This window comes from Bradyrhizobium sp. WU425 (assembly GCF_021052305.1).
Lineage (GTDB): Bacteria > Pseudomonadota > Alphaproteobacteria > Rhizobiales > Xanthobacteraceae > Bradyrhizobium > Bradyrhizobium canariense_D.
Genome location: NZ_CP088089.1, coordinates 1561201 through 1587453 on the forward strand (window position 1 = coordinate 1561201; position 26253 = coordinate 1587453).

Annotated in this window: 26 protein-coding genes; 12 read left to right on the top strand and 14 right to left on the bottom strand. The window is 63.8% G+C overall.

Annotation, left to right across the window (positions count from 1 at the left end):
• Window positions 1–297: 297 nt before the first annotated feature.
• Window positions 298–660: a hypothetical protein gene (locus BcanWU425_RS07515; protein ID WP_018453584.1), complete on the top strand. Its 363-nt coding sequence runs from the start codon at window positions 298–300 to the stop codon at window positions 658–660.
• A 437-nt stretch (window positions 661–1097) separates the two neighbouring features.
• On the top strand, window positions 1098–1775 hold the full coding sequence (locus BcanWU425_RS07520; protein WP_007596685.1) for a ParA family protein: 678 nt from the start codon (window positions 1098–1100) through the stop codon (window positions 1773–1775).
• A 129-nt stretch (window positions 1776–1904) separates the two neighbouring features.
• Here BcanWU425_RS07520 and BcanWU425_RS07525 read toward each other — a convergent pair whose 3' ends face one another.
• From BcanWU425_RS07525 to trxB, 5 genes are all read right to left on the bottom strand, one after another.
• Window positions 1905–2084, bottom strand: a complete 180-nt coding sequence (locus tag BcanWU425_RS07525; RefSeq protein ID WP_204512335.1) for a hypothetical protein — start codon at window positions 2082–2084, stop codon at window positions 1905–1907.
• A gap of 96 nt (window positions 2085–2180) precedes the next feature.
• Window positions 2181–2327 (bottom strand): hypothetical protein, encoded by a 147-nt coding sequence (locus BcanWU425_RS07530; protein ID WP_166517545.1) that lies wholly within the window; start codon window positions 2325–2327, stop codon window positions 2181–2183.
• Window positions 2328–2505: 178 nt separating this feature from the next.
• Complete coding sequence (locus BcanWU425_RS07535; RefSeq protein ID WP_204512334.1) at window positions 2506–3414, bottom strand: 4-hydroxy-tetrahydrodipicolinate synthase family protein; 909 nt, start codon at window positions 3412–3414, stop codon at window positions 2506–2508.
• A gap of 462 nt (window positions 3415–3876) precedes the next feature.
• Window positions 3877–4800: a LysR family transcriptional regulator gene (locus BcanWU425_RS07540; protein ID WP_007614700.1), complete on the bottom strand. Its 924-nt coding sequence runs from the start codon at window positions 4798–4800 to the stop codon at window positions 3877–3879.
• 5 nt (window positions 4801–4805) lie between these two features.
• On the bottom strand, window positions 4806–5771 hold the full coding sequence (trxB, locus tag BcanWU425_RS07545) for a thioredoxin-disulfide reductase (RefSeq protein ID WP_018453588.1): 966 nt from the start codon (window positions 5769–5771) through the stop codon (window positions 4806–4808).
• Window positions 5772–6035: 264 nt separating this feature from the next.
• On the opposite strand from trxB, the gene BcanWU425_RS07550 reads away from it, so the two are divergent.
• Entirely contained in the window at window positions 6036–6515 is a 480-nt protein-coding gene (locus tag BcanWU425_RS07550) for an Lrp/AsnC family transcriptional regulator (RefSeq protein WP_007596676.1), read from the top strand.
• 116 nt (window positions 6516–6631) lie between these two features.
• Here BcanWU425_RS07550 and greA read toward each other — a convergent pair whose 3' ends face one another.
• The 3 genes from greA to BcanWU425_RS07565 form a co-directional block, all read right to left on the bottom strand.
• The gene (greA, locus tag BcanWU425_RS07555) at window positions 6632–7105 is read right to left on the bottom strand and encodes a transcription elongation factor GreA (protein ID WP_007596674.1); all 474 of its coding nucleotides are present in this window, start codon (window positions 7103–7105) and stop codon (window positions 6632–6634) included.
• Between the two features lie 212 nt (window positions 7106–7317).
• Window positions 7318–10782, bottom strand: a complete 3465-nt coding sequence (gene carB, locus BcanWU425_RS07560) for a carbamoyl-phosphate synthase large subunit (RefSeq protein ID WP_204512333.1) — start codon at window positions 10780–10782, stop codon at window positions 7318–7320.
• Window positions 10783–10927: 145 nt separating this feature from the next.
• Complete coding sequence (locus tag BcanWU425_RS07565; RefSeq protein ID WP_204512332.1) at window positions 10928–12097, bottom strand: MFS transporter; 1170 nt, start codon at window positions 12095–12097, stop codon at window positions 10928–10930.
• A 113-nt stretch (window positions 12098–12210) separates the two neighbouring features.
• Here BcanWU425_RS07565 and BcanWU425_RS07570 point away from each other — a divergent pair, with 113 nt between their 5' ends.
• Window positions 12211–12582: an ArsR/SmtB family transcription factor gene (locus BcanWU425_RS07570; RefSeq protein ID WP_018453591.1), complete on the top strand. Its 372-nt coding sequence runs from the start codon at window positions 12211–12213 to the stop codon at window positions 12580–12582.
• 263 nt (window positions 12583–12845) lie between these two features.
• Here the strand turns inward: BcanWU425_RS07570 and BcanWU425_RS07575 are convergent, their stop codons facing one another.
• A complete protein-coding gene (locus BcanWU425_RS07575; RefSeq protein ID WP_085360537.1) occupies window positions 12846–13547 on the bottom strand; it encodes a class I SAM-dependent methyltransferase in 702 nt (233 codons plus the stop codon).
• Between the two features lie 113 nt (window positions 13548–13660).
• On the opposite strand from BcanWU425_RS07575, the gene BcanWU425_RS07580 reads away from it, so the two are divergent.
• Complete coding sequence (locus BcanWU425_RS07580) at window positions 13661–14185, top strand: Dps family protein (RefSeq protein ID WP_007596666.1); 525 nt, start codon at window positions 13661–13663, stop codon at window positions 14183–14185.
• Window positions 14186–14308: 123 nt separating this feature from the next.
• Here BcanWU425_RS07580 and BcanWU425_RS07585 read toward each other — a convergent pair whose 3' ends face one another.
• Window positions 14309–14830, bottom strand: coding sequence for a hypothetical protein (locus tag BcanWU425_RS07585; RefSeq protein ID WP_085349617.1), 522 nt, complete (start codon window positions 14828–14830; stop codon window positions 14309–14311).
• A gap of 165 nt (window positions 14831–14995) precedes the next feature.
• The gene (gene carA, locus BcanWU425_RS07590) at window positions 14996–16186 is read right to left on the bottom strand and encodes a glutamine-hydrolyzing carbamoyl-phosphate synthase small subunit (protein WP_026232561.1); all 1191 of its coding nucleotides are present in this window, start codon (window positions 16184–16186) and stop codon (window positions 14996–14998) included.
• A gap of 146 nt (window positions 16187–16332) precedes the next feature.
• Between carA and BcanWU425_RS07595 the strand changes: the two genes are divergently transcribed.
• From BcanWU425_RS07595 to BcanWU425_RS07620, 6 genes are all read left to right on the top strand, one after another.
• Window positions 16333–17061 carry an alpha/beta fold hydrolase gene (locus BcanWU425_RS07595; protein WP_204512331.1) on the top strand — a complete coding sequence of 243 codons (729 nt, stop codon included), beginning with the start codon at window positions 16333–16335 and terminating at the stop codon, window positions 17059–17061.
• 33 nt (window positions 17062–17094) lie between these two features.
• Window positions 17095–17550 carry a GatB/YqeY domain-containing protein gene (locus BcanWU425_RS07600; RefSeq protein ID WP_018453597.1) on the top strand — a complete coding sequence of 152 codons (456 nt, stop codon included), beginning with the start codon at window positions 17095–17097 and terminating at the stop codon, window positions 17548–17550.
• 160 nt (window positions 17551–17710) lie between these two features.
• A complete protein-coding gene (locus tag BcanWU425_RS07605) occupies window positions 17711–18847 on the top strand; it encodes an epoxide hydrolase family protein (RefSeq protein WP_204514003.1) in 1137 nt (378 codons plus the stop codon).
• Window positions 18848–18965: 118 nt separating this feature from the next.
• Window positions 18966–20576, top strand: coding sequence for an acyl-CoA synthetase (locus BcanWU425_RS07610; protein WP_204512330.1), 1611 nt, complete (start codon window positions 18966–18968; stop codon window positions 20574–20576).
• A 9-nt stretch (window positions 20577–20585) separates the two neighbouring features.
• Window positions 20586–21053 carry a MarR family winged helix-turn-helix transcriptional regulator gene (locus BcanWU425_RS07615; RefSeq protein WP_018453600.1) on the top strand — a complete coding sequence of 156 codons (468 nt, stop codon included), beginning with the start codon at window positions 20586–20588 and terminating at the stop codon, window positions 21051–21053.
• A gap of 81 nt (window positions 21054–21134) precedes the next feature.
• Complete coding sequence (locus BcanWU425_RS07620) at window positions 21135–21578, top strand: hypothetical protein (protein WP_018453601.1); 444 nt, start codon at window positions 21135–21137, stop codon at window positions 21576–21578.
• On the opposite strand, the gene BcanWU425_RS07625 is transcribed toward BcanWU425_RS07620, so the two are convergent.
• Window positions 21579–23807, bottom strand: coding sequence for an ATP-binding protein (locus tag BcanWU425_RS07625; protein ID WP_204512329.1), 2229 nt, complete (start codon window positions 23805–23807; stop codon window positions 21579–21581).
• Window positions 23808–24117: 310 nt separating this feature from the next.
• On the opposite strand from BcanWU425_RS07625, the gene BcanWU425_RS07630 reads away from it, so the two are divergent.
• A complete protein-coding gene (locus tag BcanWU425_RS07630) occupies window positions 24118–24891 on the top strand; it encodes a DUF2189 domain-containing protein (RefSeq protein WP_018453603.1) in 774 nt (257 codons plus the stop codon).
• A gap of 27 nt (window positions 24892–24918) precedes the next feature.
• Here the strand turns inward: BcanWU425_RS07630 and BcanWU425_RS07635 are convergent, their stop codons facing one another.
• Both BcanWU425_RS07635 and BcanWU425_RS07640 read right to left on the bottom strand, forming a co-directional pair.
• Complete coding sequence (locus BcanWU425_RS07635; protein ID WP_018453604.1) at window positions 24919–25110, bottom strand: hypothetical protein; 192 nt, start codon at window positions 25108–25110, stop codon at window positions 24919–24921.
• Window positions 25110–25916 (bottom strand): transglutaminase-like domain-containing protein, encoded by an 807-nt coding sequence (locus tag BcanWU425_RS07640; protein WP_018453605.1) that lies wholly within the window; start codon window positions 25914–25916, stop codon window positions 25110–25112. Before BcanWU425_RS07640 ends, BcanWU425_RS07635 begins: the two co-directional genes overlap by 1 nt.
• Window positions 25917–26253 lie beyond the last annotated feature (337 nt).

The window sequence follows — 26253 nt, forward strand, 5'->3', positions numbered from 1 at the left end:
TTTTGTCCAGCGCAGGAGACAAGCCGACCACCCCACGCACGTTCTGTGATGATGGCATCATGCTCCTGTTTTGCCCGACGAGTCAAACGCGATTTCGTAAAATCCGCAAAAATGCGATCCGCAAAGTTCAATCGCCACATGGACTTGGCTACTGTGCATGGGGTTGTTTTCGCGTTTTTTGTTTTGGGGGTCCCTGTTGCCGAGACCGCACACGTCCCGCCTTTCGCATCTCCCCTCGGTTGCCAACGAACCCCCGTTCACCCACTATCGTCTCCGACTCGACATTTGGGGGGATCGATGCCGGCGTTCCGTTTCAAGAAAACCTTGGCTGCCGCGATCACGGGGATCGCCCTGGCCGTCCTGATCCAGCCGGGTGAAGCCTTTGCCTACTCCCAGGAGGAGCAGCAGGCCTGCACGCCGGATGCGATGCGGCTGTGCGGCGAGTTCGTTCCGAACGTCGACGCCATCACCGCCTGCATGATCCAGAAGAAGTCGCAGCTCTCGCCGCAGTGCCGCGCGTTCTTCCGGCCTGGACCGGAGCCGGGCATGGCGGCCGCGCCCCGCGCCGGAAAGCCGACCAGCATCGCGCCCAGGAGCTCGGCCCGGACGGCGAAGAAGAGCACCAAGCCGGCCAAGAAGAAGAAAGCCAGCGAAGGCTGAACGCGGGCGCCGCGTTCCCTTTTTGAAACTCGATCATGCCCGGGCCACAGCGCGCAGTGCGTTTGATGTCCCGGGCATTTGCGTGTCCGACTCCTCGCTCGCTGTCTTCTGAGTCAAACTGACCCAGGCATCAGCCCCACACCAGCCCCCCGGACTCCTTTTGTTCGCCTCCGCGCGCAGACGCTTGCGACCACTCAGAGAGGGAAACAGCCCCGGAACGGTTTGCGCGGCGAGGTTGCATTCCATTTTTTCCCGCCGGACTGCTCAAAAAACGCACGATTGCTTGGCGTGAAGCGTCGTAGCGCGCAGCAGTGTGACTCAAAAGCCAACGCGCTTTGTTATTTCATGGCGCCAGCATAACTTATGATAAATTTTTCTTTCCCGAATCACCGCGGTGATTCATTTTCGCCGCCTGGGGTCAATCTGGAGGCAGAGGTATGAACGTTATTGTTTTTGCATCGCGTAAAGGTGGCTCAGGCAAGAGTACCCTGGCCGCGCATCTCGCCGCGCAGATCAAGGCGACCAAGCCGATCCTGCTCGTCGATGCCGATCCGCAAGGCTCGCTCACGCTGTGGCACAAGCTGCGTGGCACCAACGAGCCGCCGATCAAGTCCGCGGTGAACTCGGTCAGCGGCATCGTCTCCGCGGCCAAGCGCGACGGTTATGAATGGGTGTTGATCGACACGCCGCCAAACCTGTCGGCCGTCGTCGACGACGCCATCCGCAATGCCACCATGGTGGTGATTCCTGCCCGTCCCGGCGTGTTCGACGTCAACGCGGTGCAGGAAACCATCCAGATGTGCCGTGCGGCGCGCAAGCCCTACGCGGTCGTGCTCAACGGTGCGCCGGCGCGCCGCGACGAGTCCGAAAGCCCGATCGTCACCATCGCCCGCGAGGCGCTGGCGAAGTTCCGTGCTCCGGTGTGGGGCGGCCAGATCACCAACCGTTCGGATCTGCTGATGGCGCTGAGCCACGGCGAGGGCGCGCGGGAATATCAGGCCGAGAGCCGCGCGGCGCAGGAAATCGCAAGGCTGTGGGCGGCGATCGAACGTTCGGTGAAGGCTATTCGCGGCACGGCGTCGGCGTCCGGCGCAATGCACAAGCAGGCGGCGTAATCTTCATAAATCATTCCCCCGACGAAAAACGCGCGGATATCCGCGCGTTTTGCGTTTTCGGGCGAGCACGATCCGGAAAAGTGTGAAGCGGTTTTCCGATAAGATCGTGCTCAAGAAAGTGGATGAAAGTTATGCCACCATCAGCATGTAGAACACGATCACCGGCGACAGAGTGAGGATCACCGACCAGATGCCGGCGGCCCAGAGAATGTCCTCGGTGGTGAAGCCCTGCTTTCCAGCGTCGTAATGCGACGCCATTTCGTTATGACTATTCACAAACGCCCCCGCGATTTCTTCGCTTATGGGCATGAACGCTACACGGGATATTTTAAAATTCCGGGTCGCAGTTTCGCGCGCTTTTGAACACAGCTGCTACCACGAGTTAACCATCGCGACGCGCTGGCATCACGCCAGCCAGACTCGAAACACCAGCACCGGCATCAGGCCGAGCATCACCGCCCAGAAGCCGAACGACGACACCACCACAATTCCCCGCAAGAAATCAGCCGACGCGAACATGTCTGCCGCCGTCGGGCGGATGCGTTGCCCCATGATCATTCCCCCATTTGAAAAGACTTTGAATGAAGACGATAGGCGCGATTGCGTAAACGAGCCGTGGATGCGCCATGCGGCAGCAGCGAAGGCCGTTGGGGCGGGGTTAACCACGCGCACGCTCTATCACACCCTCTCCCCGTTCTTGCGGGGAGAGGGTGGGGTGAGGGGCTATCAGCTACGCCGCGACTTGCATCCGCCGTTCGATCTCGCGGTCGAGCTGGACTGCGAGTTCGCTGCCGATCTCGACCATCGGCAGGCGCACTTCGGGGCTGTCGATCAAACCCGTGCGCCACAGCCAGTATTTTGCCGGCGCGGGACTGGGCTCGGTGAACAACAGGCGCGTCAGGTCCGCGACCTCCTGCCAGCGCGCCAGCGCTGCATCGTGATTGCCGCGCTTCAGCTCGGCATGGACAGCCGCGAACGTCGCGGTCTCGAGATGGGCTGACAGCACGATGCCGCCATCGGCGCCGTCGCTGAGCGCCTCGAAATAATTCGCATCCTCGCCGGTCAGCACGCGAAAGTCCGCAGGCCTGTCGCGCAGCAGCGCGATGGATTGCTCGCGGCTTGCGCCGCAATCCTTCAGGCCGATGATGTTCGGATGCCCGGCAAGCCGCAGCAGCGTCTGGTTGGTGATGTTGACCGAGGTGCGATAGGGGATGTTGTAGAGCGCGAGCGGCCAGGCGGCGTGATCGGCGAGCGCCTCGAAATGCGCCAGAAGGCCGCGCTGCGAGGGCCGCACATAATACGGGCTCGCGATCAGATAACCGTCGATCGGCCAGTCCGCGGTCTCGTCGAGACGCTCCTTCAGCCGCGAGGTGTCCGCGCCTGAAAGTCCGAGGCAGATCGGAAGCTTGCTGTGGCCGGTGGTCAGCTCGTCGCGCACGATGGCGACGAGGCGTTCGAGTTCGGCTTCGCGCAGCGTCATGCCTTCACCGGAGGTCGCCCCCAGGATGAAGCCGTCGACGGCCTGCCCGCTGTAATGCCGTGTCAGCCGGCGCAGCGACCTCTCGTCGAGAGCGCCGTCGCGAAACGGCGTTATCAGCGGCAGCCAGAGCCCGTGCAATTGTTCCTGTAGTCCGGTCATGTTCCATCTCCTTCTCGGGAAAAATCCTGAGACGGGGCACATGAAAAAACCCCGTCCAGGCGGCGGGGTTTTCGAAGTTTCGGCTCGCGATGACGAAGGCTGTTAGCGCGCGCAAAAATCCGAGGTCCCCAGATGGGGGCCTTTTTTCGAGGCGACTGCCTGCGAGGAGATTGCGCACGACTTCGTGATCATTCGCAAATGATGCGGGGTAAGCATGGAACTGTCAATACACGCGGAGGGCGATGGCCGGATTTGCCAAAAAAAAGCCGGGCTCGATCGAGCCCGGCTTAAGGTATTGGCCACGTGAGGCCGACACAATCACCTTCCAAGAGGGATTACTGAACTCCCGCGCCACTGGAGGAGGGGGACAAATGCGCAACGCGAAGGCTCAGCGTAGAAACATTATGGGCTAGCCTCGCGCCATGCATCAAGCGTCCAAGCCGCATGTCAGACATGCGGAAATCAGGACGGCCAGCGCTGCGCTTTGCTCACCACGAAGTCGCGGAACACTTGCACGCGCGCGACCGTCTTCAGCTCTTCCGGATAAACAAAATACGTATCGAGCTGGATCGAATCCGATTCGCCGAACAGCTGCACGAGGCGGCTCTGTTCTTCGATCAGATAGTCCGGCAGCGCCGCGATGCCGAGGCCCTGCTGACAGGCGCGGACGAGGCCGAGAATGTTGTTGACCCTGAAATAGGCTTCGCGCGGACCCGAGCCGTTGCGCCCCGCTTCGACCAGCCAGTTGCGGTTCTGAAGATGCGGGGCGAAGTTGCCGTCAGAGAGCGTGATGATGCGGTGGGAGTCGAGCTCCTCCAGCGTGCGCGGCGTGCCGAAGCGCTTGATGTAATCAGGCGAGCAATAGGCGTGGAAGCCCATCGCGAACAGCTTGCGCTGAATGAGATCCGGCTGCGTCGGCTTGCGGGTGCGGATCGCGACGTCGGCCTCCCGCATCGACAGGTCGAGCTCCTCGTCGGTGACGATCAGCGAGATCCGGATTTCCGGATAGAGCGCGGTGAATTCGCCGAGCCTGGGGATCAGCCAGTTGATGCCGACGCCGGGCGTGGTGGTGATCTTGAGATCGCCACTCGGCCGCTCGCGGCTGTCGGTCAGTTTCGCGCGCGCCGCCTGCAGCTGCATGAAGACGTCATGGGCGGTGCGGAACAGGAGGTCGCCCTGTTCGGTGAGGATCAGGCCGCGGGCGTGGCGGTGGAACAGCGAGACCGAGAGCTCCTGCTCCAGTGCCGAGACCTGGCGTGACACCGCCGATTGCGACAGGCCGAGCTGCTCGCCCGCGTGCGTGAAGCTGCCCGCTTCCGCCGCGGCGTGAAACACCTTCAGCTTGTCCCAGTCCATATCCGTAAATCCGTCGCGTGTTCTTGCCATGATGTCTATTCCGCTGCCGCGCGCTCGCTGGCGCGCAGGGCCAAAAATCGTTCCGCCTCGAGCGCCGCCATGCAGCCGAGGCCGGCCGCCGTGACCGCCTGACGATAGGTCTCGTCGGCGACGTCGCCGGCGGCGAACAGGCCGGGGACCGAGGTCGCGGTCGAGTTCGGGGCGACCTCGACATAGCCCGACGGTTTCAGCTTGACCTGCCCAGCCACGAGCTCGGTCGCCGGGGCATGCCCGATGGCGATGAAGACGCCGTCGGTCGGCACATCGGTCAACGCGCCGGACTTGACGTTCTTCAGTCGCACATGGGTGACCTTGTTCGGGTTCTCGGTGCCGCAGATCTCGTCGACGGCTGAGTCCCAGACCACCTTGATCTTCGGGTGCTTGAACAGACGCTCCTGCAGGATGCGTTCGGCGCGGAAGTGATCGCGACGATGCACGATGGTGACCTGCGAGGCATGGTTGGTGAGATACAGGGCTTCTTCGACCGCGGTATTGCCGCCGCCGACCACCACGACTTGCTTGTTGCGGTAGAAGAAGCCGTCACAGGTGGCACAGGCCGACACGCCGCCGCCCTGGAATTTCGCTTCGGACGGCAGCCCGAGCCAGCGCGCCTGGGCGCCGGTGGCGAGGATCACGGTGTCGGCGAGATAGACGTCACCGCTATCGCAGGTGAGGCGAAAGGGTCGCTGCGAGGTGTCGAGCTTCGTCACCAGATCGGTCTTGATCTGGGTGCCCACATGCAGCGCCTGCTTCTCCATCTGCTCCATCAGCCAGGGGCCCTGGATCACGTCGGCGAAGCCGGGATAGTTCTCGACGTCGGTGGTGATGGTGAGCTGGCCGCCTGCCTGGATGCCCTGGATCAGGATCGGCTCGAGCATCGCGCGCGCGGCGTAGATCGCCGCCGTGTAGCCTGCGGGGCCGGAGCCGATGATGACGACCTTTGCATGGACAGCGGCGGACATTTCGACAGATGCCTTTCACGGGGGACTGCAGCGCGGGCGCGGAACGTGCCGGGAGGCCTCGCGGAGGCGCTGAAATATCAGAGGTAATCTAAGCCTTCTGGTGAGCTATGCAAGAATTGCATTCCCTATCGGCGGATTTTTCCAACAGGGAACAAAAGTCGATTGCGCTGCACGCGCAATAAAATTGCGCCGGTCGTGCGGTCTGGGCTATGAGGATTGCGACAAAGCCACCGATACCGCCGCAAGACCAGGAGTTCCAATCACGTGTCGCGGAACCTAGACGAGATCGACCTGAAGATTCTCACCGAGATTCAGGCCGACGGTCGAATCACGAATGTCGAGCTGGCCAAGCGCGTCGGCATTTCGCCCCCGCCCTGCCTGCGCCGCGTGCGGGCGCTGGAGGAGGAGGGGTATATCCACGGCTATCGCGGGCTTCTGGATGCACGCAAGCTCGGCTTCGACGTCACGGTGTTTGCCGCAGTGCACCTCTCCAGCCAGGCGGAGGCCGATTTGCGCGCCTTCGAGGAGTTCGTCCGCGCCGAGCCGCTGGTGCGCGAGTGCTGGATGCTGTCGGGCGAAGTCGATTTCATCCTGAAATGCGTCGCACCCGACATGGCCACCTTCCAGGATTTCGTCACCCACCTGACCGCCGCCCCGCACGTCCGCAACGTGCGGACCTCGCTGGTGCTGCACAATTCGAAATACGAGGCGGCCGTGCCGCTCGACGTGAGAGGAAGAAGGTAGTTCGTCCTCTCCCCGCAGGCGGAGCGAGGTGGAGTAAGCCGCACCCCCTCGGCAACACTAGATACAAAAGGCCGCGCATCGCGCGGCCTTTTCAAATCACGCGCGACGGCAAATCGTTATCGCCACTCCACCTTGGTGATCTCATAAGCCTTGGCGCCGCCGGGTGCGTTGACCTCGACTGTTGAGCCCTTCTTCTTGCCGATCAGCGCGCGCGCGAGCGGCGAGGTGATGGAGATGCGGCCCTTCTTGGCGTCGGCCTCGACCTCGCCGACGATCTGCCACACCGTCTTCTTTTCGGTGTCCTCGTCGACCAGTGTCACGGTCGCGCCGAACTTGATGGTGTCGCCGGACAGCTTCGAGATGTCGATGATGTCGGCGCGCGCCAGCTTGTCCTCGAGCTCGGCGATGCGGCCTTCATTGTGGGACTGCTCTTCCTTCGCGGCGTGGTATTCCGCGTTCTCCGAAAGGTCTCCGTGCGAGCGCGCCTCGGCGATATGCTCGATGATCCGCGGACGGTCCTCCGACTGGCGCTTCTTCAGTTCTTCCCCGAGCGCGGCAAAGCCGCCCGCTGTCATCGGTACCTTTTCCATCTCTTCTCTCGTCCTTCGGTCGCGCGCGCCCTGAAAAGTCAGCGCGCACGCAACTTGATTCGTCAGTCTGTCCGGGGGCTCAACGCGCGTGCCGCCGAACGTTCATATGGGCTTGGCACCGGAACAGAACAACCATATGGCCGGACAGTTCCTCCGGCCATAGTGGCTTCACCGCCAATCACTTAACAGAAGGTTGGGCCTTCCGCTCGCGATCAGGTTTCCGAAAAGTAGCTCTGCAGGGTCCGAACCTCAAGGTCCCCGCCCAGATAGGCGCGGATGCCCTGCGCGGCCGCCACGGCCCCGGAAAGAGTGGTGTAATACGGCACTTTATGCAAGAGGGCCGCGCGCCGCAGAGAACGGCTGTCGGCGAGCGCCTGCGGGCCTTCGGTGGTGTTGAAGACGAGCTGGACGTCGCCATTGGTGATGGCATCGACGATGTGCGGCCGGCCCTCCAGCACCTTGTTCACCTTCTCGGTCGGGATCCCCTGGTCGGTCAGGAAGCGGGCCGTGCCCGACGTCGCCAGCACCTTGAAGCCGAGCGAATGCAGCTCGCGAACGGCCTCGGTGATGCGCGTCTTGTCGCTCTCGCGAACCGAAACGAACACCGTGCCCTTGCGCGGCACCCGCGTGCCGCCGCCGAGCTGGCTCTTGGCGAACGCCACCGCAAAGGAGCGGTCGATGCCCATGACCTCGCCGGTCGAGCGCATCTCGGGGCCGAGCACGGTATCGACCCCGGGGAAGCGGGCGAACGGAAACACCGATTCCTTCACGCCGACATGATCGAGGTTCGCCTTCTTCAGCTTGAAATCGGCAAGCTTCTCGCCGGCCATGACGCGCGCCGCGATCTTCGCGACAGGCGTACCGACCACCTTGGCGACAAAGGGCACCGTGCGCGAGGCCCGCGGATTGACTTCGAGCACGTAGATCTCGCCGTCCTTGATGGCGTATTGCACATTCATCAGGCCGACGACGTCGAGGCCGAGGGCCAGCTCGCGGGTCTGCCGCTCCAGCTCCTCGATCATCTTGTCGTCCAGCGAGTGCGGCGGCAGCGAGCAGGCGCTGTCGCCGGAATGGATGCCGGCTTCCTCGATGTGCTCCATGATGCCGACGATGAAGGTGTCCTTGCCGTCGCAGAGGCAGTCGACGTCGATCTCGGTCGCATCGGACAGATAGCGGTCGAACAGCAGCGGATTCTTGCCGAGCACGGTGTTGATCTGGCCGGTCTTGTCGTTCGGGTAGCGCGCCTTGACGTCGCCCGGCACCAGCTCCGGCAGCGTGCCGAGCAGGTAATCGCTGAGCTGGTTTTCCTCGCGGACGATTTGCATCGCGCGGCCGCCGAGCACGTAGGACGGGCGCACCACCAGGGGCAGCCCGAGATCGGTTGCGACCAGGCGCGCTTGCTCCACCGAATAGGCGATGCCGTTCTTGGGCTGCTTCAGCCGCAGCTTGTCGAGCACCCGCTTGAAGCGGTCGCGGTCTTCCGCAAGGTCGATGGCGTCGGGCGAGGTGCCGAGGATCGGCACTTCGGCGGCTTCCAGCGCACGCGCGAGCTTGAGCGGGGTCTGGCCGCCGAACTGCACGATGACGCCGTGCAGCGTGCCGTTGGTGCGTTCCTTCGCGATGATCTCCAGCACGTCCTCGGCGGTGAGCGGCTCGAAATAGAGCCGATCGGCGGTGTCGTAGTCGGTCGACACCGTCTCCGGGTTGCAGTTGACCATGATGGATTCGTAGCCGGCGTCGTGCAGCGCGAAGCAGGCGTGACAGCAGCAATAGTCGAACTCGATGCCCTGGCCGATGCGGTTCGGTCCGCCGCCGAGGATGATGACCTTCTTCCTGTCGGACGGCGAGCTCTCGTCCGCAGGCGTGCCCGCGAATGGCGCCTCATAGGTCGAGTACATGTAGGCGGTGGGCGAAGCGAACTCGGCCGCGCAGGTATCGATGCGCTTGTAGACCGGGCGAACGCCGAGCGCGTGGCGCTTCGCCGTGACCTCGGCCTCCGTCGTCTCCGCGATCACCGCGAGCCGGGCATCGGAGAAGCCCATGGCCTTGAGCGTGCGCATGCCGAAGGCGTTGCCCGGCAGGCCGTTCTTGCGGACCTTCGCTTCCATCTCGACGATGCCGCGCATCTCGCTGAGGAACCACGGATCGATCTTGCAGGAATTGAAGATCTCCTCGTCCGACCAGCCGAGCCGCATCGCCTGCGCGACCTGGAGCAGCCGGTTCGGTGTCGGCGTGCCCAGCGCAGCGCGGATCGCATTCTTGTCGTCGTCGCGGCCGAGGCCTTCGATCTCGATCTCGTCAAGTCCGGTGAGGCCGGTCTCGAGCCCGCGCAATGCTTTCTGAAGGCTTTCCTGGAAGGTGCGGCCGATCGCCATGACTTCGCCGACCGACTTCATCGACGTAGTCAGCGTGGTGGAGGCACCGGGGAATTTCTCGAAAGCGAAACGCGGCACCTTGGTGACGACATAGTCGATCGTCGGCTCGAACGAGGCCGGCGTGGCGCCGCCGGTGATGTCGTTGGCGATTTCGTCGAGCGTGTAGCCGACCGCAAGCTTGGCGGCGACCTTTGCGATCGGAAAGCCGGTAGCTTTCGAAGCCAGTGCGGAAGAGCGCGACACGCGCGGGTTCATCTCGATGACGACCATGCGGCCGTCTTCCGGGTTGACGCCGAACTGCACGTTGGAGCCGCCGGTCTCGACGCCGATCTCGCGCAGCACCGCCAGCGAGGCGTCGCGCATGATCTGGTATTCCTTGTCGGTCAGCGTCAGCGCCGGCGCCACCGTGATGGAATCGCCGGTGTGCACGCCCATCGGATCGAGGTTCTCGATCGAGCACACGATGATGCAATTGTCGTTCTTGTCGCGCACCACCTCCATCTCGTACTCTTTCCAGCCGAGCACGGATTCTTCGATCAGCACTTCGTTGGTGGGAGACGCATCCAGGCCGCGCTCGATGATGTCGAGGAACTCTTCCTTGTTGTAGGCAATGCCGCCGCCGGTGCCGCCCATGGTGAAGGAGGGGCGGATGATCGCGGGCAGGCCGATCTCGGACAGCGCCATCAGCGCCTGGCCAAGCGCATATTCCTGGTAGCGCTTGCGGCGGTCGCTTTCGCCGAGTGCCCATTGCCGCTCGAGCTCTTCGAGTGCAGCGCCCGATGCCTTGGCGCGTTCGGCCTGGTACTTGTCGCGGAAGGACTTCTTCAGGGCGGAGGCGTTGGCGAGCCGCGACTTCGGCGTCTCGAGCCCGATCTTGGTCATGGCCTCGCGGAACAGCTGGCGGTCCTCGGCCTTGTCGATCGCGTCCGCGGTGGCGCCGATCATCTCGACGTCATACTTTTCCAGCGTGCCTTGCTGGCGCAGCGAGAGCGCGCAGTTCAGCGCGGTCTGTCCGCCCATGGTCGGCAGCAGCGCGAAGCCGCCCGGAATGACGTGACGTTCCTTCTCGATGATTTTCGCGACGATCTCGGGCGTGATCGGCTCGATATAGGTCGCATCGGCCAATTCGGGGTCGGTCATGATGGTGGCCGGATTGGAATTGACGAGGACGATGCGATAGCCCTCTTCCTTCAGCGTCTTCACCGCCTGGGTGCCCGAATAGTCGAACTCGCAGGCTTGGCCGATCACGATGGGACCGGCGCCGATGATCAGGATGGTGGTGATGTCTGTACGTTTGGGCATCAACTCTCGCCGAAGTGGAATCTGGGCACAAAAAAAGGGCGCGCCTGCTGCGCGTCCCTTTGGCCGAGAGCGCGGTGGTCCCCCCTCGCGCGCGGGGTGGGTCTTAGACCAGTTTTCGGGGCGGCGAAACCCCGAAAAACGCCCATCAACCGGCAATTTTGATCGGTTTTGGCCGGGCCTGCCAACCGCGGGCGAGATGGACCAGAAGAGCGGCCGAAACGCTCAATCCGCCGACCCAGCCGAGATCGGCGGGGCTCCACGCCGCAAGCACGGCGCCGCCCAAGGCTCCGCCGATCGCAAAGCCGAGATACATGGCCGAGGCGTTGAGTGAGAGCGCGATCATCGAGGCGTGCGGCTCGATCCGGATGATGCTGGCAACCTGGGCCGGGTAGAACGCCCATCCCGAGATGCCCCAGAGGAAGATCGCACCCAGCACCGCGTAATGCGTCTGTCCCGGCATCAGCTTCAGGACCAGCGAATGCAGGATCAGCGCGCTGGCCATGCCGGCAAGTCCGAGACCTGCTGTGGCGAGCGTGCCGAGCCGGTCGGCCAGGACGCCACCGAGCATGTTCCCGATCGCGGCGGCGCCGCCGAACACCAGCAGCGCCAGGCTGATCTGCGACGCATCGAATCCAAGGCCGCGCAGCGGGACCGCGAAATAGGTGAAGACGGTGAAGCCACCGAGCGCCCATAAAATCGTGATCAGAAGCGCCGTCAGGACATTGCGGTGACGCGCCACTGCCAGCCGATCGCTGAGCGAGGCCGTGTTGCGTGGCAGGCCGCGGGGCAGACCGAGCAGGAGGCCGGCGAGCGCAACGGCACCGATTAGGGCGACCATGGCAAAGGTCGCGCGCCAGCCGAGCAGGCTGCCGACGAGATTGCCGAGGGGAACGCCGATGACGGTCGCAACCGTGAGGCCCGAGGTAACCAGCGCCACCGCGCGGCCGCGTCGCTCCGGCGCGGCGACGGCCACGGATACGGCCAGCGCGGTCGGCATGCACAGCCCTGAGCCCAGCGCCATCAGCATGCGCGAGGCCAGCAGCAGGGCGTAATTCGACGCCACCATCGCCGCGAGGTTTCCGGCGATGAAGGTCGATAGCGCCAAGGCCAGCACGGTGCGGCGGTCGATATTGTTCAGTGTGACCGCCAGGATCGGCGAGCCGACCGCATAGGTGAGGGCGTAGGCCGTCACCAACTGTCCGGCGGCGGGGACGGAAATCGCCAGGTCCGTGGCGATCGACGGCAAAAGCCCAGCAATGACAAAGCCTTCCGTGCCGATCGCAAAGGCTACCAAGGCCAACCAGAATACGCTCATCCGAGAAATCCCTATGTTCAACGTTTATTGAACTATTGATGGGACCACGTCAGGAGTCAATTGGTTCAAGAACTATTGAACATCTAGGGCCATTTCGCTATGATCTTCGGACCATGAGCCGCACCCCACCCCACCCCACCCGCGAGCAGATCGAGCTGCCGATGGTTTTGGATTGCCTCAGCGATCCGATCAGATTGGCGATCGTGTACCAGCTCGCGCAGCAGGAACGTGTCAGCGGCGAGCTGTGCTGTGGGGATTTCAACGGGCTCAGCGGCAAGTCGAATCTTGCCTATCACTTCGCCAAGCTTCGCGAATGCGGCCTGATGCAGACCCGCGTCGCCGGCACCAACCGATTCGTGCGCCTGCGCCGTGAGGATCTGGACGCACGCTTTCCGGGCCTGCTCGATGCCGTCATCATCTCTGCGGCAAAGGATGCAGACCGGCTGCGGCTTGTGTCGGAATGTGAAGTGGTTGAGGCTGATTGAGGATTGGGCGGCCAGTCCCTCTACGCTTGCGCTTCGCTCCAGCTACGCCGGACACGCTTCGCCCCTGCGGGTCTTGCGTGGCTGCGCCACGCGTAGCCCCGTGAGGGGCGAAGCGTGGAGACCCGGCCTGGATTTGAACCAGGATAAAGAGCGATGCATCGCCCTCGCGTAGACACTTCCGCCACCGGGCCGCGGCGATCATTACCGATCGGGGTGCGACAAGCCACCTCAGGCAGACGTTATGCTTAACGGATCCACCAAGCTCAACGGACCAGCGGCGGCCGCGCGACGAACGTCATGCGCCAGCTATTGTGGCCGATATTGCGGTGAGCGCGCTGGACCGCGAAGCCGGCTGCCTTGAGCTTGGCGGTGATCTCCTCCTCACTGTAGCGCTGTAACCCGATGCGCGTTCGCAGCTGACGGTAATCCGACAGTGCGGTGCTGATCAGCCCGATCAGTGCATCTTTCAAAAAGCCGTGACGCAGGCCGAAGCTGAGCAGCGCCGTAACGTCCCTGAACATGCCGACATTGGGCTGGAGGATATCGCCCAGCACGAGCTTGCCCGAGGGCTTCAGGATACGGGAGAAGTTGAGGAGCGCGGCGTCGAGCTCGTCCGGCGTCATGTATTGCGCGACCGAGTTCATTACGACGAGATCGATCGACTGCTCCTGCATCTTGCGCACATCGTCGAGCGAGCGGACGCGAATTTTCGTGTTCGGGGCAAACCGCGCGATCAACCGGCCGCGCACGCCGGGCGCAGGCTCGGCGAGGATCAGCTTGCCGCAGGCCGCCGCGACCTGGCTCGCCGACAGCGCCTCGCCGCAGGCATAGTCGAGCACGGTCGCCTCGGGCGAAGAGATGTAGCCGATGATGTCCCGCGCGATGATCTGGAAGTGCAAGTCGCGATGCAGCTTGCTGACATAGATCGTGTGCGTCGAGTCGTAATAATCGATCCAATCGTCCATGGTCGTCGAGGGCCCCGGCCAAACGGTTCCGTTGCAGGAACCGGCGCTGCCCGCCTGCGTTAGGGGTGCGGCGGCGCGCCGTCAATGTCTGCGTCCTAACAGGAAGGTTTCCCGTGAGCAAAGCTCCACAAAAGGTCTCGCCCGACCTCGACACGCCCACCGATCTGTCGTCCCAGGCGGTCAACAAGGTTTCGGAGGCACTCAACGTGCTTCTGGCCGACGCGTTCGCGCTGTATCTGAAGACCAAGAATTTCCACTGGCACATCAGCGGCCGGCATTTCCGCGACTATCATCTGCTGCTCGACGAGCAGTCCGACCAGATCTTCGCCACCACCGACCAGCTCGCCGAGCGCGTCCGCAAGATCGGCGGCACCACGCTGAAATCGATCGGGCAGATCGCCAAGCTCCAGACCATCAAGGACAACAACGAAGACTATGTCCCGCCGCGCGAGATGCTGCGCGAGCTGATGCAGGACAACAAGCATGTCGCCGCCGCAATGCGCAAGGCGCACGAGGTCTGCGACGACGCCGGCGACGTCGCCAGCGCCAGCATCCTCGAGAACTTCATCGACGAGACCGAGCGCCGCACCTGGTTCCTGTTCGAAGCCACAAGACAGGAAGGCGCGAACGAGGCGTAGGGGCACACTGTCGTAGGTGGCCAAAGGCGCGCTCTTCGCGCGCCGTGCTCACTATCTCTCCGCAGTTCAAACTGTTTGGTGGGCAGGCTTCGCTTTGCCCACCCTACTGCACCGTCTTTGTAGCTACCGCCACAACCGCATCAACGCCCCGTTCTTGCCCGTCACCGGATCGGCCGGCGGCCGCGCGACGTTTGGAATCGTCTTCAGCGCCTTGGCGTGGTTCTCCGGTGTTGCGCGGGTGACCTCCATCTTCACGCCCGGCGGATAGGCGCCGATCACGCAGAAATCCGCGCTGGCCTTGATGCGTTGGTGACCTGTGCCGGCGGGCAGGATCGCGACGTCGCCGGCCTTGATCTCCAGCTCCTGGCCGTGGTCGCCGCCGAAGCGAACGCGCGCGCTGCCACGCGCAACGCCGAGCACCTCGTGCACCGTTGCGTGATAATGCAGATAGTCGAAGACCCCATTGCGCCACGTGCCGCCCCAACCGTTCGCTTCGAACAAGCGTTCGATCGTCTCTTCCGGCTGTCTGGAATCAAGCTTCACCGCGGCCTGGTAGACCAGGAAGGGGAGGATATTGTTCGGCACGAGCCCATCATCCTCAAATACGATGGCGAGCGGCTCGGCATTGTCGCGGACGACAGACATAAGAGGCTCCTGCGTGAGCGTAGCAGTGATCAACGAAGGGAGTTAAGCGGCGTTCCTCGTTCCGCTGTCATTCCGGGTTCGCGCTGCGCTGCGCCCGGAACGACAAGAGCCCGGGCGAAGGCCCGGGCTCGATGTCGTCAAAGCAGTTGCAGGAGAGCGCGCGCCCTACACGCTCTTGTTCTGCCGCATCAGATCGGCAAAGCGCTGGAACAGATAGTGCGAGTCGCGCGGACCCGGTGAGGCCTCGGGGTGGTACTGCACCGAGAACACCGGCTTGCCGTCGAGCTGGATGCCGCAATTGGAGCCGTCGAACAGCGAGATGTGGGTCTGCGTCGCGCCCGTCGGCAGGGTGCTCTCGTCGACGGCAAAGCCGTGGTTCATCGAGGTGATCTCGACCTTGCCTGTGGTCTCGTCCTTCACGGGATGATTGGCGCCGTGATGGCCCTGGTGCATCTTCTTGGTCTTGGCGCCGACGGCGAGGCCGAGCATCTGATGGCCAAGGCAAATTCCGAATGTCGGCGTGCCCGACTTGATCACGTCCTGGATCACGGGCACGGCATATTTGCCGGTCGCGGCCGGATCGCCGGGACCGTTCGACAGGAACACGCCATCCGGCTTCATCGCCAGGATATCCTCGGACGACGTCGTTGCCGGCACCACCGTTACCTTGCAGCCGACGCCGGCGAGCAGGCGCAGAATGTTGCGCTTGATGCCGTAATCGATGGCGACCACGTTGAACTCAGGCTTGTCCTGGCGGCCAAAGCCCTTGTCCCAGAGCCAGGGCGTCTCGTCCCAGGTGAAGCGCTGGCCTGAGGTGACCATTGGCACCAGGTCCATGCCCTCGAGGCCGGGCCATTCGCGCGCTTCTTCCTTCAAGCCGTGCAGGTCGAACTCGCCGTCCCTGGCGTGCGCGATTACGGCGTTGGGCATGCCCTTGTTGCGGATCAGCGCGGTCAGCGCGCGGGTGTCGATGCCGGAGAGGCCGATGATGCCGCGCGCCTTCAGCCACTGGTCGAGGTGCTTGGTGGCGCGATAGTTCGAGGGATCGGTGATCGCGGTGCGCAGGATCACGCCGCGCGCGCCGGGCGTCGCGGCCATGTTCACCGTCTCGATGTCGTCGTCGTTAGTGCCGACATTGCCGATATGCGGGAAGGTGAAGGTGATGAGCTGGCCGGCATAAGAGGGATCGGTGAGGATCTCCTCATAGCCGGTCATCGCGGTGTTGAAGCAGACCTCGCCGACGGCTTGGCCTTCGGCGCCGAGGCCAAAGCCTTCGAGCACCGTGCCGTCGGCAAGCACCAACAGCGCGGTCGGTTTGTGGTCCGGCCAAGCGTGATCGTTATCATGTTGTGTCATGAGCCCGGTTCATAGTCCCCGCGGGCGCTGCCGTCAAAGCGGAGATGCGCCGATTCACATGCGTTTTTGCATATTTGACAGGTCGGCTTGGGCCCCTAAGCTCCGCAGCATAATTTCCGGCAAATTCCGGGGCTCGGGAGGCAATAATGGACCAGACGACGCCGATTCTGCTGGTTCCGGGATTAGCCTCCTCGGCCCGGATCTATGCACCGGTGATCCCGTCGCTGTGGCAGTTCGGCCCGGTGATGGTCGCCAACCATATTCGCGATGACAGCATGGCGGCGATCGCCCGGCGGGTGCTGAGCGAGGCGCCGCCGCGCTTCGCGCTCGCCGGCCATTCCATGGGCGGCTACATCGCCCTCGAGATCATGCGCCAGGCGCCCGAGCGGGTGGCCAGGCTCGCGCTGATCAACACTCAGGCGCGGCCCGACACGGAGGAGGCGACCGCACGCCGCCGCGGCCTGATGGAGCTGGCCCGGCGCGGGGAGCTGCGTGCCGCGCGCGAGGAGATGTTTCCCGAACTGGTGCATCCGTCGCGCCGCGACGATGCAGGCATTCGCCAGCTCGTACACGAGCAGGGCGATGACGTCGGCGTCGAAGGCTATCTGCGGCAGCAGACCGCGATCATCGCGCGGGTGGATTCACGGCCGACGCTTGCGACGATCAAATGCCCGACATTGGTGCTGACGGGCGATCAGGACAACACGATTCCCAACGCATTCTCGAAGGAGATGGCGGAGGGCATTGCCGGCGCAAGGCTCGTCGTTCTGGAGAATTGCGGACACCTGCCGCAACCGGAGCAGCCTGCGGCGACGGTGCGGGCGCTGGTCGAATGGCTGGGAACCCCGGTTGTCTCCGGGCTGCGAACGGCCTAGATCAGGCGTCGGATAGTCTAGGGGATCACGATCATGCTGCGCGACGACATCAACAATGCGGTCAAGGAGGCCATGAAGGCCAAGGAAGAGCGCAAGCTGTCCACGCTGCGCATGGTCAACTCGACCATCAAGAACGCCGACATCGAGGCGCGCGGCAACGGCAAGCCGCCGCTCTCGGACGCGGACTTGCTCGGCGTGTTTCAGAAGATGATCAAGCAGCGCCAGGAATCGGTTGAGCTCTACGAGAAGGGCGGCCGTGCCGAACTCGCCGCGCAGGAGCGCGACGAGATCGCGGTGATCTCCGCGTACTTGCCGAAGCAGATGTCGGATGACGACGTCAAGAAGGTGATCTCGGACGCGATCGCCGAGACCGGCGCCGCCGGCATGAAGGACATGGGCAAGGTGATCGCCGTGTTGAAGACCAAGTACGCCGGCCAGATGGATTTCGGCAAGGCCTCTGGTTTGGTGAAGGCTGCTCTGACGGGCTAGGCGGCCGCGCCGAAGGTTTGCCAGGAGCTGACAGACTATCATCCTGGTCACGCCCGGCCTTGTGCCGGGCATCCACGTTCTTCAAAATGGAGAGAAAGAACGTGGATGGCCGGGACGAGCCCGGCCATGACGAGAACCTCCGATGAGCAGGGCCTCTCCCATGACCGCCATCAAGCCGTTCCGCATCGCCATCAGCGACGACGTCGTCACCGACCTCAAGTCGCGCCTCGCCCGCACGCGCTGGCCGGAGGCGGAGCTGGTCGATGATTGGAGCCAGGGCGCGCCGCTGGCATGGATCCAGGAAATCTGCACCTATTGGGCTGATGGCTACGACTGGCGCGCGCGCGAAGCGAAACTCAACTGCTTCGAGCAGTTCACCACCGAGATCGACGGGCTCGACATCCACTTCCTGCATGCGCGCTCGAAGGAGCCGTCGGCACTGCCGCTGATCATCACCCATGGCTGGCCCGGCTCGATCGTCGAATTCCAGAAGGTGATCGCGCCCTTGGTCGATCCTGTCGCGCATGGCGGCAATCCTGCCGATGCCTTCCACGTTGTCTGCCCGTCGCTGCCGGGCTTTGGCTTTTCCGGCAAACCCAAGACCACCGGCTGGGGCGTCGATCGTATCGCCGCGACCTGGGCCCAGCTGATGGACCGGCTCGGCTATATCAGGTACGGCGCGCAGGGCGGCGACTGGGGCTCGGCAGTGACGACCTCGCTTGGCATGCAGGACGCCGAGCATTGCGCCGGCATCCACATCACGCTCGCCTTCAACGCCGCGCCGAAAGTCGAGGGCGAACCGACGCCGGAAGAGAAGCGCGCGCTCGCCGGCCTCCAGCATTACGTCGACCTCGACTCCGGCTATTCGAAGCAGCAATCGACGCGGCCGCAGACACTCGGCTACGGCTTGACGGATTCGGCGAGCGGGCAGGCGGCCTGGATTCTGGAAAAATTCTGGGCCTGGACCGATTGCAACGGTCATCCCGAGAACATCTTCACCAAGGACGAGCTGCTCGACAACGTCATGCTCTACTGGGCGACGGAGACCGCGACCTCGTCGGCGCGGCTCTATTGGGAAAGCTTTGGCAAGCGCCGGACCACGCCGGTCGTCAAGGTGCCGACGGGCGTGGCTGTCTTTCCCAGGGAGATCATCACGCCGGTGCGGCGCTGGATGGAGCCGAACTTCCGCAACATCACGCATTGGAGCGAGATGGAGAAGGGCGGCCATTTCGCCGCATTCGAGCAGCCGGAGCTGTATGTCGGCGAGGTCAGAAAGTTCTTCCGGACGGTGCGCTGAGACGCATTCTCCGTCAGGCCCGGACTTGTCCCGGGCATCCGCGCCCTTAAACTCAGGTCAAACAAGAACGTGGATGGCCGGGACAAGTCCGGTCAGACGACGCTGCCGGGAAACGACCATGCTCACCGAAGCCAGCACCTATGACGAACTCTACGGCAATTTCCGCTGGGAGATCCCGGCGCGCTTCAACCTGGCGGAGGCCTGCTGCGATCGCCACGCCGACGGCACCGGCCGGCTGGCGCTGGTCTATCTCGATGAGAACGGCGCCATCACGCGCACATCCTTCGACGATGTCGCGGAGATGTCGCGCCGCTTCGCCAATGTGCTGAGGGCGGATGGCCTTGTCCGCGGCGACCGCGTCGCGGTGTTCCTGTCGCAGTCGCTGGAGCTGCCGATCGCGCACATGGCCGCGTTCCGTTCGGCGATGATCTCCATTCCGCTGTTCGCATTGTTCGGCGAAGACGCGCTGGAATTCCGCCTGTCGAACTCGCAAGCGAGGGCGATCGTCACCGACGAGGGTGGCTGGGAGAAGCTTTCGAAGATTCGCGACCGTCTGCCGGAGCTGAAGAAGGTCTACATCGTTGGCGAACGAACGCCGGCGGGTACGACATCGTTCTGGAATTCGGTCAAGGCTGCATCGCCCGACTTCAGGCTGGTGGACACGTCTGCTGACGATCCCGCGCTGATCATCTACACCTCGGGCACGACGGGCAATCCGAAGGGCGCGCTGCACGCCCACCGCGTCGTGCTCGGACATCTCCCCAATGTCGAGATGTGCCACAACTTCCTGCCGCGCCCCGGCGATCTGATGTGGACGCCGGCGGACTGGGCCTGGATCGGCGGCCTCATCAACGGCCTGTTCGCGTTCTGGTACCACGGCATTCCCCTGGTCGGTCACCGCGCGCGAAAGTTCGAGCCGCAAGCGGCGATGCAGATGATGGCCGATCTCGGCGTGCGTAATGTGTTCCTGCCGCCGACCGCGCTGAAGCTGATGCGGCAGGCCGGCGTGACGCATTCCGGCATCAAGCTGCGCAGCATCTTTACCGGCGGCGAGTCCCTCGGCGGCGAGCTGCTCGGCTGGGTGCGCGAGACCTTCGGCGTCGACGCGCACGAGGTGTTTGGCCAGACCGAATGCAATCTCGTGATCGGCAGCAACGCGAATCTGTTTCCGATCCGCCCCGGTTCGATGGGCAAGGCGACGCCGGGTTTCGACGTCCGCATCGTCAATGACAGAGGCGAGGAGCAGCCACGTGGCCAGCGCGGCATCATCGGGGTGCGCCAACCCTGTCCTTGCACGATGCTCGAATACTGGCGCAATCCGGAGGCAACGTCGAAGAAATATGCCGGCGAGTTCCTGCTCACCGGCGATCTCGGGGTGCAGGACGAGGACGGTTACTTCTGGTACGTCAGCCGCGAGGACGACGTCATCACCACCGCCGGCTATCGTGTCGGCCCGTCCGAAATCGAGCACACGCTGATGAAGCACCCGGCGGTGGCGATGGCGGCGGTGGTCGGCATTCCCGATCCGATCCGCACTGAATCGATCAAGGCCTGGATCGTGCTGCGCCCGGGCTTTGCCGCCAGCGACGCACTCGCGCGCGAGATCCAGGAGTTCGTCAAGGTGCAACTCGCCGCCCACGAATACCCACGGTTCGTGGAGTTCGCGGAGACACTTCCAATGACCGCCACCGGAAAGGTGCTGCGGCGCGAGCTGCGGACGAGGGGTTAGCTTCCTGCAATGGCAAAGACGTCTCAAGCCGCGGGGCTTCACCGCGCTTCACTTGCGAAGCTGAGCGAACTCGATGCGGCGCTGGAGCTCATGTATTACGGCTGGCGCGGCATGACACTCGAAGCCGACGCATATCTCGCCAAGCAAGGACTGTCGCGCCCGCACCATCGCATCCTCTACGTGGTGGCGCGCCGGCCCGATATCGCGATCGGCTCGCTGATCGAGATCCTCGGCATTTCCAAGCAGGCCCTGAACCGGCCGCTCAATTTGTTGCTTGAGCGCAAGCTCCTGACCTCAAAACGCTCGCCCGAGCAGCATCGCTCGAAGCTGCTGCGCCTGACGGCCGCGGGGCAGCGCATCGAGCAGCGCGCATCGGACCACGAGCGCAAGGTGCTGCGCGAGGCGTTCGATCGCGTCGGAGCGACAGGTGCGGCTGCGTGGATGGGCGTGATGGAGGCGATCGCCGACACCAACTGACGATTCCTGAAGTCAACATGGTTGACATGAGGAGCGGGCTTTGCCACTTTCCTGGCCAACGAGCCGTGGGAGGGCTCCGCCATGCGTCTTTCGGATATCGTGCTGCTCCTCAACGCGCTCTGGTTCGGCGGCGCCTTCATCCAGTTCAGCATTGCGCAAGCCAATACACTGAAGATTCTCCTGCCGCGGGAAGAGCGCACCAATCCGATCGCGCCGACATTGTCGGCCAGCGTGGCATTCCTTGGCGGCATCAATCTGCCGATCGGCCTTCTGTCGCTCTACCTTCTGGCAGCCCGTCCGGTCTTCTTCCAGCCGGTCGAAGCGCAGCTGGTGCTGTTCCTGTTCTTTGCCGCCTGCCATTTCAGCCAGTTCGCCTACAACCTTCCGGTCCTGCTGCGCGGAGGACGCGTCGGGGTCGCTTATTGGCCCGTGTTGAAAGGCCCGATGCTCAGGATCTTCGTCATCGACGCGGCCTTGTTCGTGGCCAATCTGGGTGCGGCGCTTCTCCTCGCGTCGCGCTCCTGACTACCGCGACGGCGTCGACAGCGCAGATCGCAGCATGGCGGCGAGGTCTCGCCGCCGGAACGGCTTGGTCAGGATGCGGGCATCGCCGATTGCGTCGGGCGCCGAGACCGGATTTTGGCTGTAGCCGGAGGTGAAGAGCACCTTGAGCCCGGGTCGCAGCTGGATTGCTTGCCGGGCAAGCTCCGGCCCGAACATGCCGCCGGGCATCACGACGTCGGTGAACAGCAGGTCGATATCCCCGGACTGGCGCAACAAGTCGAGCGCCGCCGGGCCGCTCGCGGCCGTGATGACGCGATAGCCGAGCGTCTTCAGCTCGCTTTCGACATAAGTCCGAACCATGTCGTTGTCTTCGACGACGAGAATGGTCTCGCTTCCTTCGCGCGTGACGATCCCTTCGGCGGGTGAGGCGTCCTCGTTTGGCGGTGTTGCCAGGCGGGGAAAGAACAGCCTGACGGTGCTGCCTTGTCTCGGTGCGGACTGCATCTGCACCAGCCCGCCGGACTGCCGCACAAAACCGTAGACCATGCTCAGGCCGAGCCCGGTCCCCTTGCCGACCTCCTTGGTGGTGAAGAACGGCTCGAACGCCCGGCTCGCCACCTCGGCGGTCATGCCGCTGCCGGTGTCGATCACGGCCACCATGACATAGTCGCCTGGTCGCGGTTCGCCATTGATGTCCAAGTCGGATTCACCGAGCGAGACGTTGCGCGCCTCGATGGTCAGCCTGCCGCCCAACTGCATGACATCGCGCGCGTTGAGCACGAGATTGAGCAGCGCAGTCGTGAGCTGGCCGGGATCGACGCTGATCAACCACAGGTCCGGTGCGAGCGCGAAGGTGCATTCGATGTGCTCGCCCAAGGGGCGGCGCAACAAGTGCTCCACCTCCTTAATCTTTTCGCCGATGTCGATGTCTCGCGGCCTCAGGGGCTGCTTGCGCGCGAAGGCGAGCAGGCTCCGCGTCAGGTCGGAGCCGCGTTCGGCAGCTGTCGCGATGTCGCCGGCGATCCGGTGCAACTCCTTGTTCCCCGCCAGCCTGTCGGCAAGGTGCTCCGAATTGCCGAGAATGACGGTGAGGAGATTGTTGAAGTCATGCGCCACACCGCCGGTGAGCTGACCCATGGCCTCCATCTTCTGGGATTGGCTGAGCTTCTGGTTGAGGTCCGCGATGGCCGCCCGTTGCTGCTCAAGCGATTCGGCAGTGTCGTTGAGCAGGGTCATCAATCCGCCCAGCTCGCCGCGCGGATGGGGAGGAGGAATTCGCGCGTTGAGATCGCCGAGCCCGAGTCTCTTCGCCATGTTGGCGAGCCGCCCGACCTGGCGCCCGACGCTCACGGTCGCGAGGATCCATACGCCGGCCAGCAGCAGCAGCAAGGCCACCGCGAGGATCGCCATATCCTCATAGAGCCGGCGATTCGCCGCCGCGACCAATCCGTCCTTGGACCGTCCGACCAGGATGTAGAGGCCGGCATCACGGATCGAAGGTGAGTGGGCGACGGCCCAGACCTGCGTGCGGCCGTCGCGATCGGTCACTTCCTGAAATGCCTTTTGATCGGGAGCCGTCGCGAAGCCGAGCAGGTCGGATCCCGCGATCGACGCGCCCACGGGCGCGGTCCAGCCGGCTCCCGAGGGAGCGACGAGAACGGTGCCCTTGCCGTCGATGAGCAGAATATCCTTCTCGGCGAGCAGCCGCTTGTGGTGATACTCGGCGAATTTGCGCAGGTTGAACGAGGCAAGCAGCACCAGCTTCAGCGCGCCCGCCTCCGATCGCACCGGATATGCGATCTGGAGCACCGATATTCCGGTCAGCCGGCCGAATACCGGCTCAACCACGACGTTGCGCGAGACCAGGGCCTGCTTGAAATAGGCGCGATCCCTCAGATCGAGGGTGCGGTTGGTCCGCAGCGAGTCGCAGAACAGGCTGCCGTCCGGATCGATGGTCAGGATTCCCGTGAACTGAGGGTATTCCTCGCGCACGTCCGACAGAAACGCCGAGCACGTCGCCTTGTCGCGCGTGTCGAGGTCGCGCGCGCGGGCCAGACCATAGTGAAGCTGAGCGGTGCCCTGAATCTTCCCACCCAGATCGCTCGCAATGTCGTCGGCCGAGGCCGACAGATTGGCCAGGGCGGCGTTGACTTCACTGCTCCGGTTCTGCACGAAACGCAGCCCGACGAGGCTCGCCGGCACCAGCATGGCCGCGATGACGAGTATCAGTAGTCGGGTACGCAAGCTCATCGGTCGGACGGTCCATTCGAGTCATCGCGCTCGTTCAAAGACTCAATTTGCGGCACCACCCGCCGCTCAGTCCATAGGCATCGGGTCGAAAAAGTCCCCGACGGGGAAAGATTTCGAGCCGCGGGCAGGACGGATGAGCTTCCCGAAGGACGCGCGCCGTCGGCGCGGTGGTTTTCCCGGGTCTGCGCCGGCGGCTTCGGGATACTGTCGTCCAGCCAACAACTCGCGCGTGCGCACCTGCCGCGGGGACGCTAAGATCGAGTCAATCCGCGTGCGACGGAGATCGCGCCGGCGAACGAGGAGGAAGCTGATGTCCATTTCGGGCAAGGTCGACCCGGTGGTGCGTCCCGTCGCGGCGACCGACATCGCCGAGGCGCTGGTCGAAGGCCTGCGGGATTTCCAGGCGCTGCCGCTTTACGGCCTCTGCTTCGGTACGCTCTACGCCGCCGGCGGCATCGCCATCATGCTGTGCTTCACTGCGTTCGGCATGGTCTATCTGGTCTATCCGCTGGCCGCCGGCTTCGCGCTGCTCGGGCCATTCGTGGCGATCGGGCTCTATGAAGTCAGCCGCCGTCGCGAGCGCGGCGAGCCCGTCTCGCTCGGCGCGATCTGGTCGGCTGTGCGCGCGCGCAGCGAGATCGGCTGGATGGCCTTCGTCACGCTGTTCGTGTTCGTGGTCTGGATGTATCAGGTGCGGCTTCTGATCGCGCTGCTGCTTGGCCTGCATGCCTCGTTCTCGAGCCTGCAGGAGTTCATGACGGTGGTGCTGACCACGAACGAGGGCCTGCTGTTCCTCGGCATCGGCAACGCGGTCGGCGCGGTGCTGTCGCTGATCCTGTTTTCGCTGACGGTCGTGTCGTTTCCGCTGCTGCTCGACCGCGAGGTCGATTTCGTCACGGCGATGGTGACAAGCGTGCGCGCGGTCGTGGCCAGCCCGCTGCCGATGATTGGCTGGGCCGCGGTGATCGTGATGGTCCTGATCGTCTCGGCGCTGCCGTATTTTCTGGGGCTGGTGGTGACGCTGCCCGTGCTCGGGCACGCGACCTGGCATCTTTATCGGCGGATCGTGGTGCCGGTGGCGTAGCGGGAAGCCGGACGCAACGGCAGCGAGCTATTCGCCGGTTGCCAGCCGGCGTTCGCCGGATGAGGTCAGTTCGAGTTCGCCGAGGCGCCTGATTGCATAACCGAGGTTGGTCAGGCGCTCGCCGTGCGCTTGCGGGATTTCGCCTTGCGCCTTGCCCTTGCCGATCTCGGCCAAGGACGCAAATTCATCGGCGCTGAGTGCAACGCTGCTGTCTGTCATCAGGCAACCTCGTCGGTCCATACCTTGAAATTGACAAGGGTATTCGGACCGAAGGTTTGGGTGATCGGGACGTCCGCGGCATCGCGTCCTTGTGCGATCAACACGCGACCGATCCGCGGCGTGTTGTTGCGCGGATCGAACATGTGCCAGCTTCCGCCGAGATAAGCCTCAAACCAGCCGGCGAAATCTCCCACGGCCCAGGGCTTCGGCGTGCCGATGTCGCTGAGATAACCGGTGCAGTAACGCGCCGGGATGTTCATGCAGCGGCAGAACGCGATGGCAAGATGAGCATAGTCGCGGCACACGCCCTTGCCTTCGTCGTAGGCTTCCCGCGCCGTCTTGGTCGCGCGCGCGTGCTCATAGCCGAAGGCGATGTGACGATGAACGAAATCGCAGATGGCCTGGACCCGCGCCCAGCCGGGCGGCGTGTGCTCGAACAACTTCCATGCGATATCCGACAGGCGATCGGTCTCGCAGTAGCGACTGCCGAGCAGATAGACGAGCGTGTCGGTCGGCAGCGCCTCGACGGCGTGCTGAGCCGCGTTCGGGAACACTGGATCGGGCAGGCCGCTGTCGCTCACGACGCCGTCGCCGGCAAGGCGAAAGGCGCCAGCCGGCGCCACGATGCGGCTGCACCAATTGCCGAAGAGGTCGCGATAGGGAGTGATCGGCACCGAGGGTCTGGTGGTCAGCAGGTCGGGCACGATGACATCGGAGGCGCGGGTGAAGTGCGTGCCCAGCACCATGATCATAGGCGTGGGCTGCGGGAATTCGTACAGCATCTCAAACCCGACGCGGAGCTTCATACGATTTTCCCTTGGCTAAGCTCGTAACATGGCTACGAAGCGGCCGATCACAAGGCTTTGACGGCTTATTCGGTCGCGGGCGGCAATTGGCGCCTCAAAAGTGCGGCACGGGCGAGAAAATGATAGCTAATTGCGGCGATTGCGCGCACGGTGCGGGAATGTCGAAAGATCTGTCGTTTCTGCGCCTATGCAGCGCCACGACTATTCGCGCGACGTGAAGCGCCTCATTCCCTCGCAGCGGCGGAGCCGACTCGTAGCGACGTCGTAACAGCGGTCGTCGCGCATATTGCCCACTCCAGCGGTGAGTTGGACGCGGCAGGCGCGTGCCGCGGACACC

Bases quoted from the DNA above. Each gene is read 5' to 3' on its own strand.
- carB (WP_204512333.1), bottom strand. From the start codon at position 10,782: ATGCCCAAACGTACAGACATCACCACCATCCTGATCATCGGCGCCGGT.
- BcanWU425_RS07530 (WP_166517545.1), bottom strand. From the start codon at position 2,327: ATGGGGCAACGCATCCGCCCGACGGCGGCAGACATGTTCGCGTCGGCT.
- BcanWU425_RS07535 (WP_204512334.1), bottom strand. From the start codon at position 3,414: ATGACCGGACTACAGGAACAATTGCACGGGCTCTGGCTGCCGCTGATA.
- BcanWU425_RS07595 (WP_204512331.1), top strand. From the start codon at position 16,333: ATGGACCAGACGACGCCGATTCTGCTGGTTCCGGGATTAGCCTCCTCG.
- BcanWU425_RS07515 (WP_018453584.1), top strand. From the start codon at position 298: ATGCCGGCGTTCCGTTTCAAGAAAACCTTGGCTGCCGCGATCACGGGG.
- BcanWU425_RS07610 (WP_204512330.1), top strand. From the start codon at position 18,966: ATGCTCACCGAAGCCAGCACCTATGACGAACTCTACGGCAATTTCCGC.
- BcanWU425_RS07520 (WP_007596685.1), top strand. From the start codon at position 1,098: ATGAACGTTATTGTTTTTGCATCGCGTAAAGGTGGCTCAGGCAAGAGT.
- BcanWU425_RS07635 (WP_018453604.1), bottom strand. From the start codon at position 25,110: ATGACAGACAGCAGCGTTGCACTCAGCGCCGATGAATTTGCGTCCTTG.
- BcanWU425_RS07620 (WP_018453601.1), top strand. From the start codon at position 21,135: ATGCGTCTTTCGGATATCGTGCTGCTCCTCAACGCGCTCTGGTTCGGC.
- BcanWU425_RS07640 (WP_018453605.1), bottom strand. From the start codon at position 25,916: ATGAAGCTCCGCGTCGGGTTTGAGATGCTGTACGAATTCCCGCAGCCC.
- BcanWU425_RS07525 (WP_204512335.1), bottom strand. From the start codon at position 2,084: ATGCCCATAAGCGAAGAAATCGCGGGGGCGTTTGTGAATAGTCATAAC.
- BcanWU425_RS07570 (WP_018453591.1), top strand. From the start codon at position 12,211: ATGAGCCGCACCCCACCCCACCCCACCCGCGAGCAGATCGAGCTGCCG.
- BcanWU425_RS07605 (WP_204514003.1), top strand. From the start codon at position 17,711: ATGACCGCCATCAAGCCGTTCCGCATCGCCATCAGCGACGACGTCGTC.
- BcanWU425_RS07585 (WP_085349617.1), bottom strand. From the start codon at position 14,830: ATGTCTGTCGTCCGCGACAATGCCGAGCCGCTCGCCATCGTATTTGAG.
- carA (WP_026232561.1), bottom strand. From the start codon at position 16,186: ATGACACAACATGATAACGATCACGCTTGGCCGGACCACAAACCGACC.
- greA (WP_007596674.1), bottom strand. From the start codon at position 7,105: ATGGAAAAGGTACCGATGACAGCGGGCGGCTTTGCCGCGCTCGGGGAA.
- trxB (WP_018453588.1), bottom strand. From the start codon at position 5,771: ATGTCCGCCGCTGTCCATGCAAAGGTCGTCATCATCGGCTCCGGCCCC.
- BcanWU425_RS07630 (WP_018453603.1), top strand. From the start codon at position 24,118: ATGTCCATTTCGGGCAAGGTCGACCCGGTGGTGCGTCCCGTCGCGGCG.
- BcanWU425_RS07565 (WP_204512332.1), bottom strand. From the start codon at position 12,097: ATGAGCGTATTCTGGTTGGCCTTGGTAGCCTTTGCGATCGGCACGGAA.
- BcanWU425_RS07540 (WP_007614700.1), bottom strand. From the start codon at position 4,800: ATGGCAAGAACACGCGACGGATTTACGGATATGGACTGGGACAAGCTG.
- BcanWU425_RS07575 (WP_085360537.1), bottom strand. From the start codon at position 13,547: ATGGACGATTGGATCGATTATTACGACTCGACGCACACGATCTATGTC.
- BcanWU425_RS07600 (WP_018453597.1), top strand. From the start codon at position 17,095: ATGCTGCGCGACGACATCAACAATGCGGTCAAGGAGGCCATGAAGGCC.
- BcanWU425_RS07615 (WP_018453600.1), top strand. From the start codon at position 20,586: ATGGCAAAGACGTCTCAAGCCGCGGGGCTTCACCGCGCTTCACTTGCG.
- BcanWU425_RS07625 (WP_204512329.1), bottom strand. From the start codon at position 23,807: ATGAGCTTGCGTACCCGACTACTGATACTCGTCATCGCGGCCATGCTG.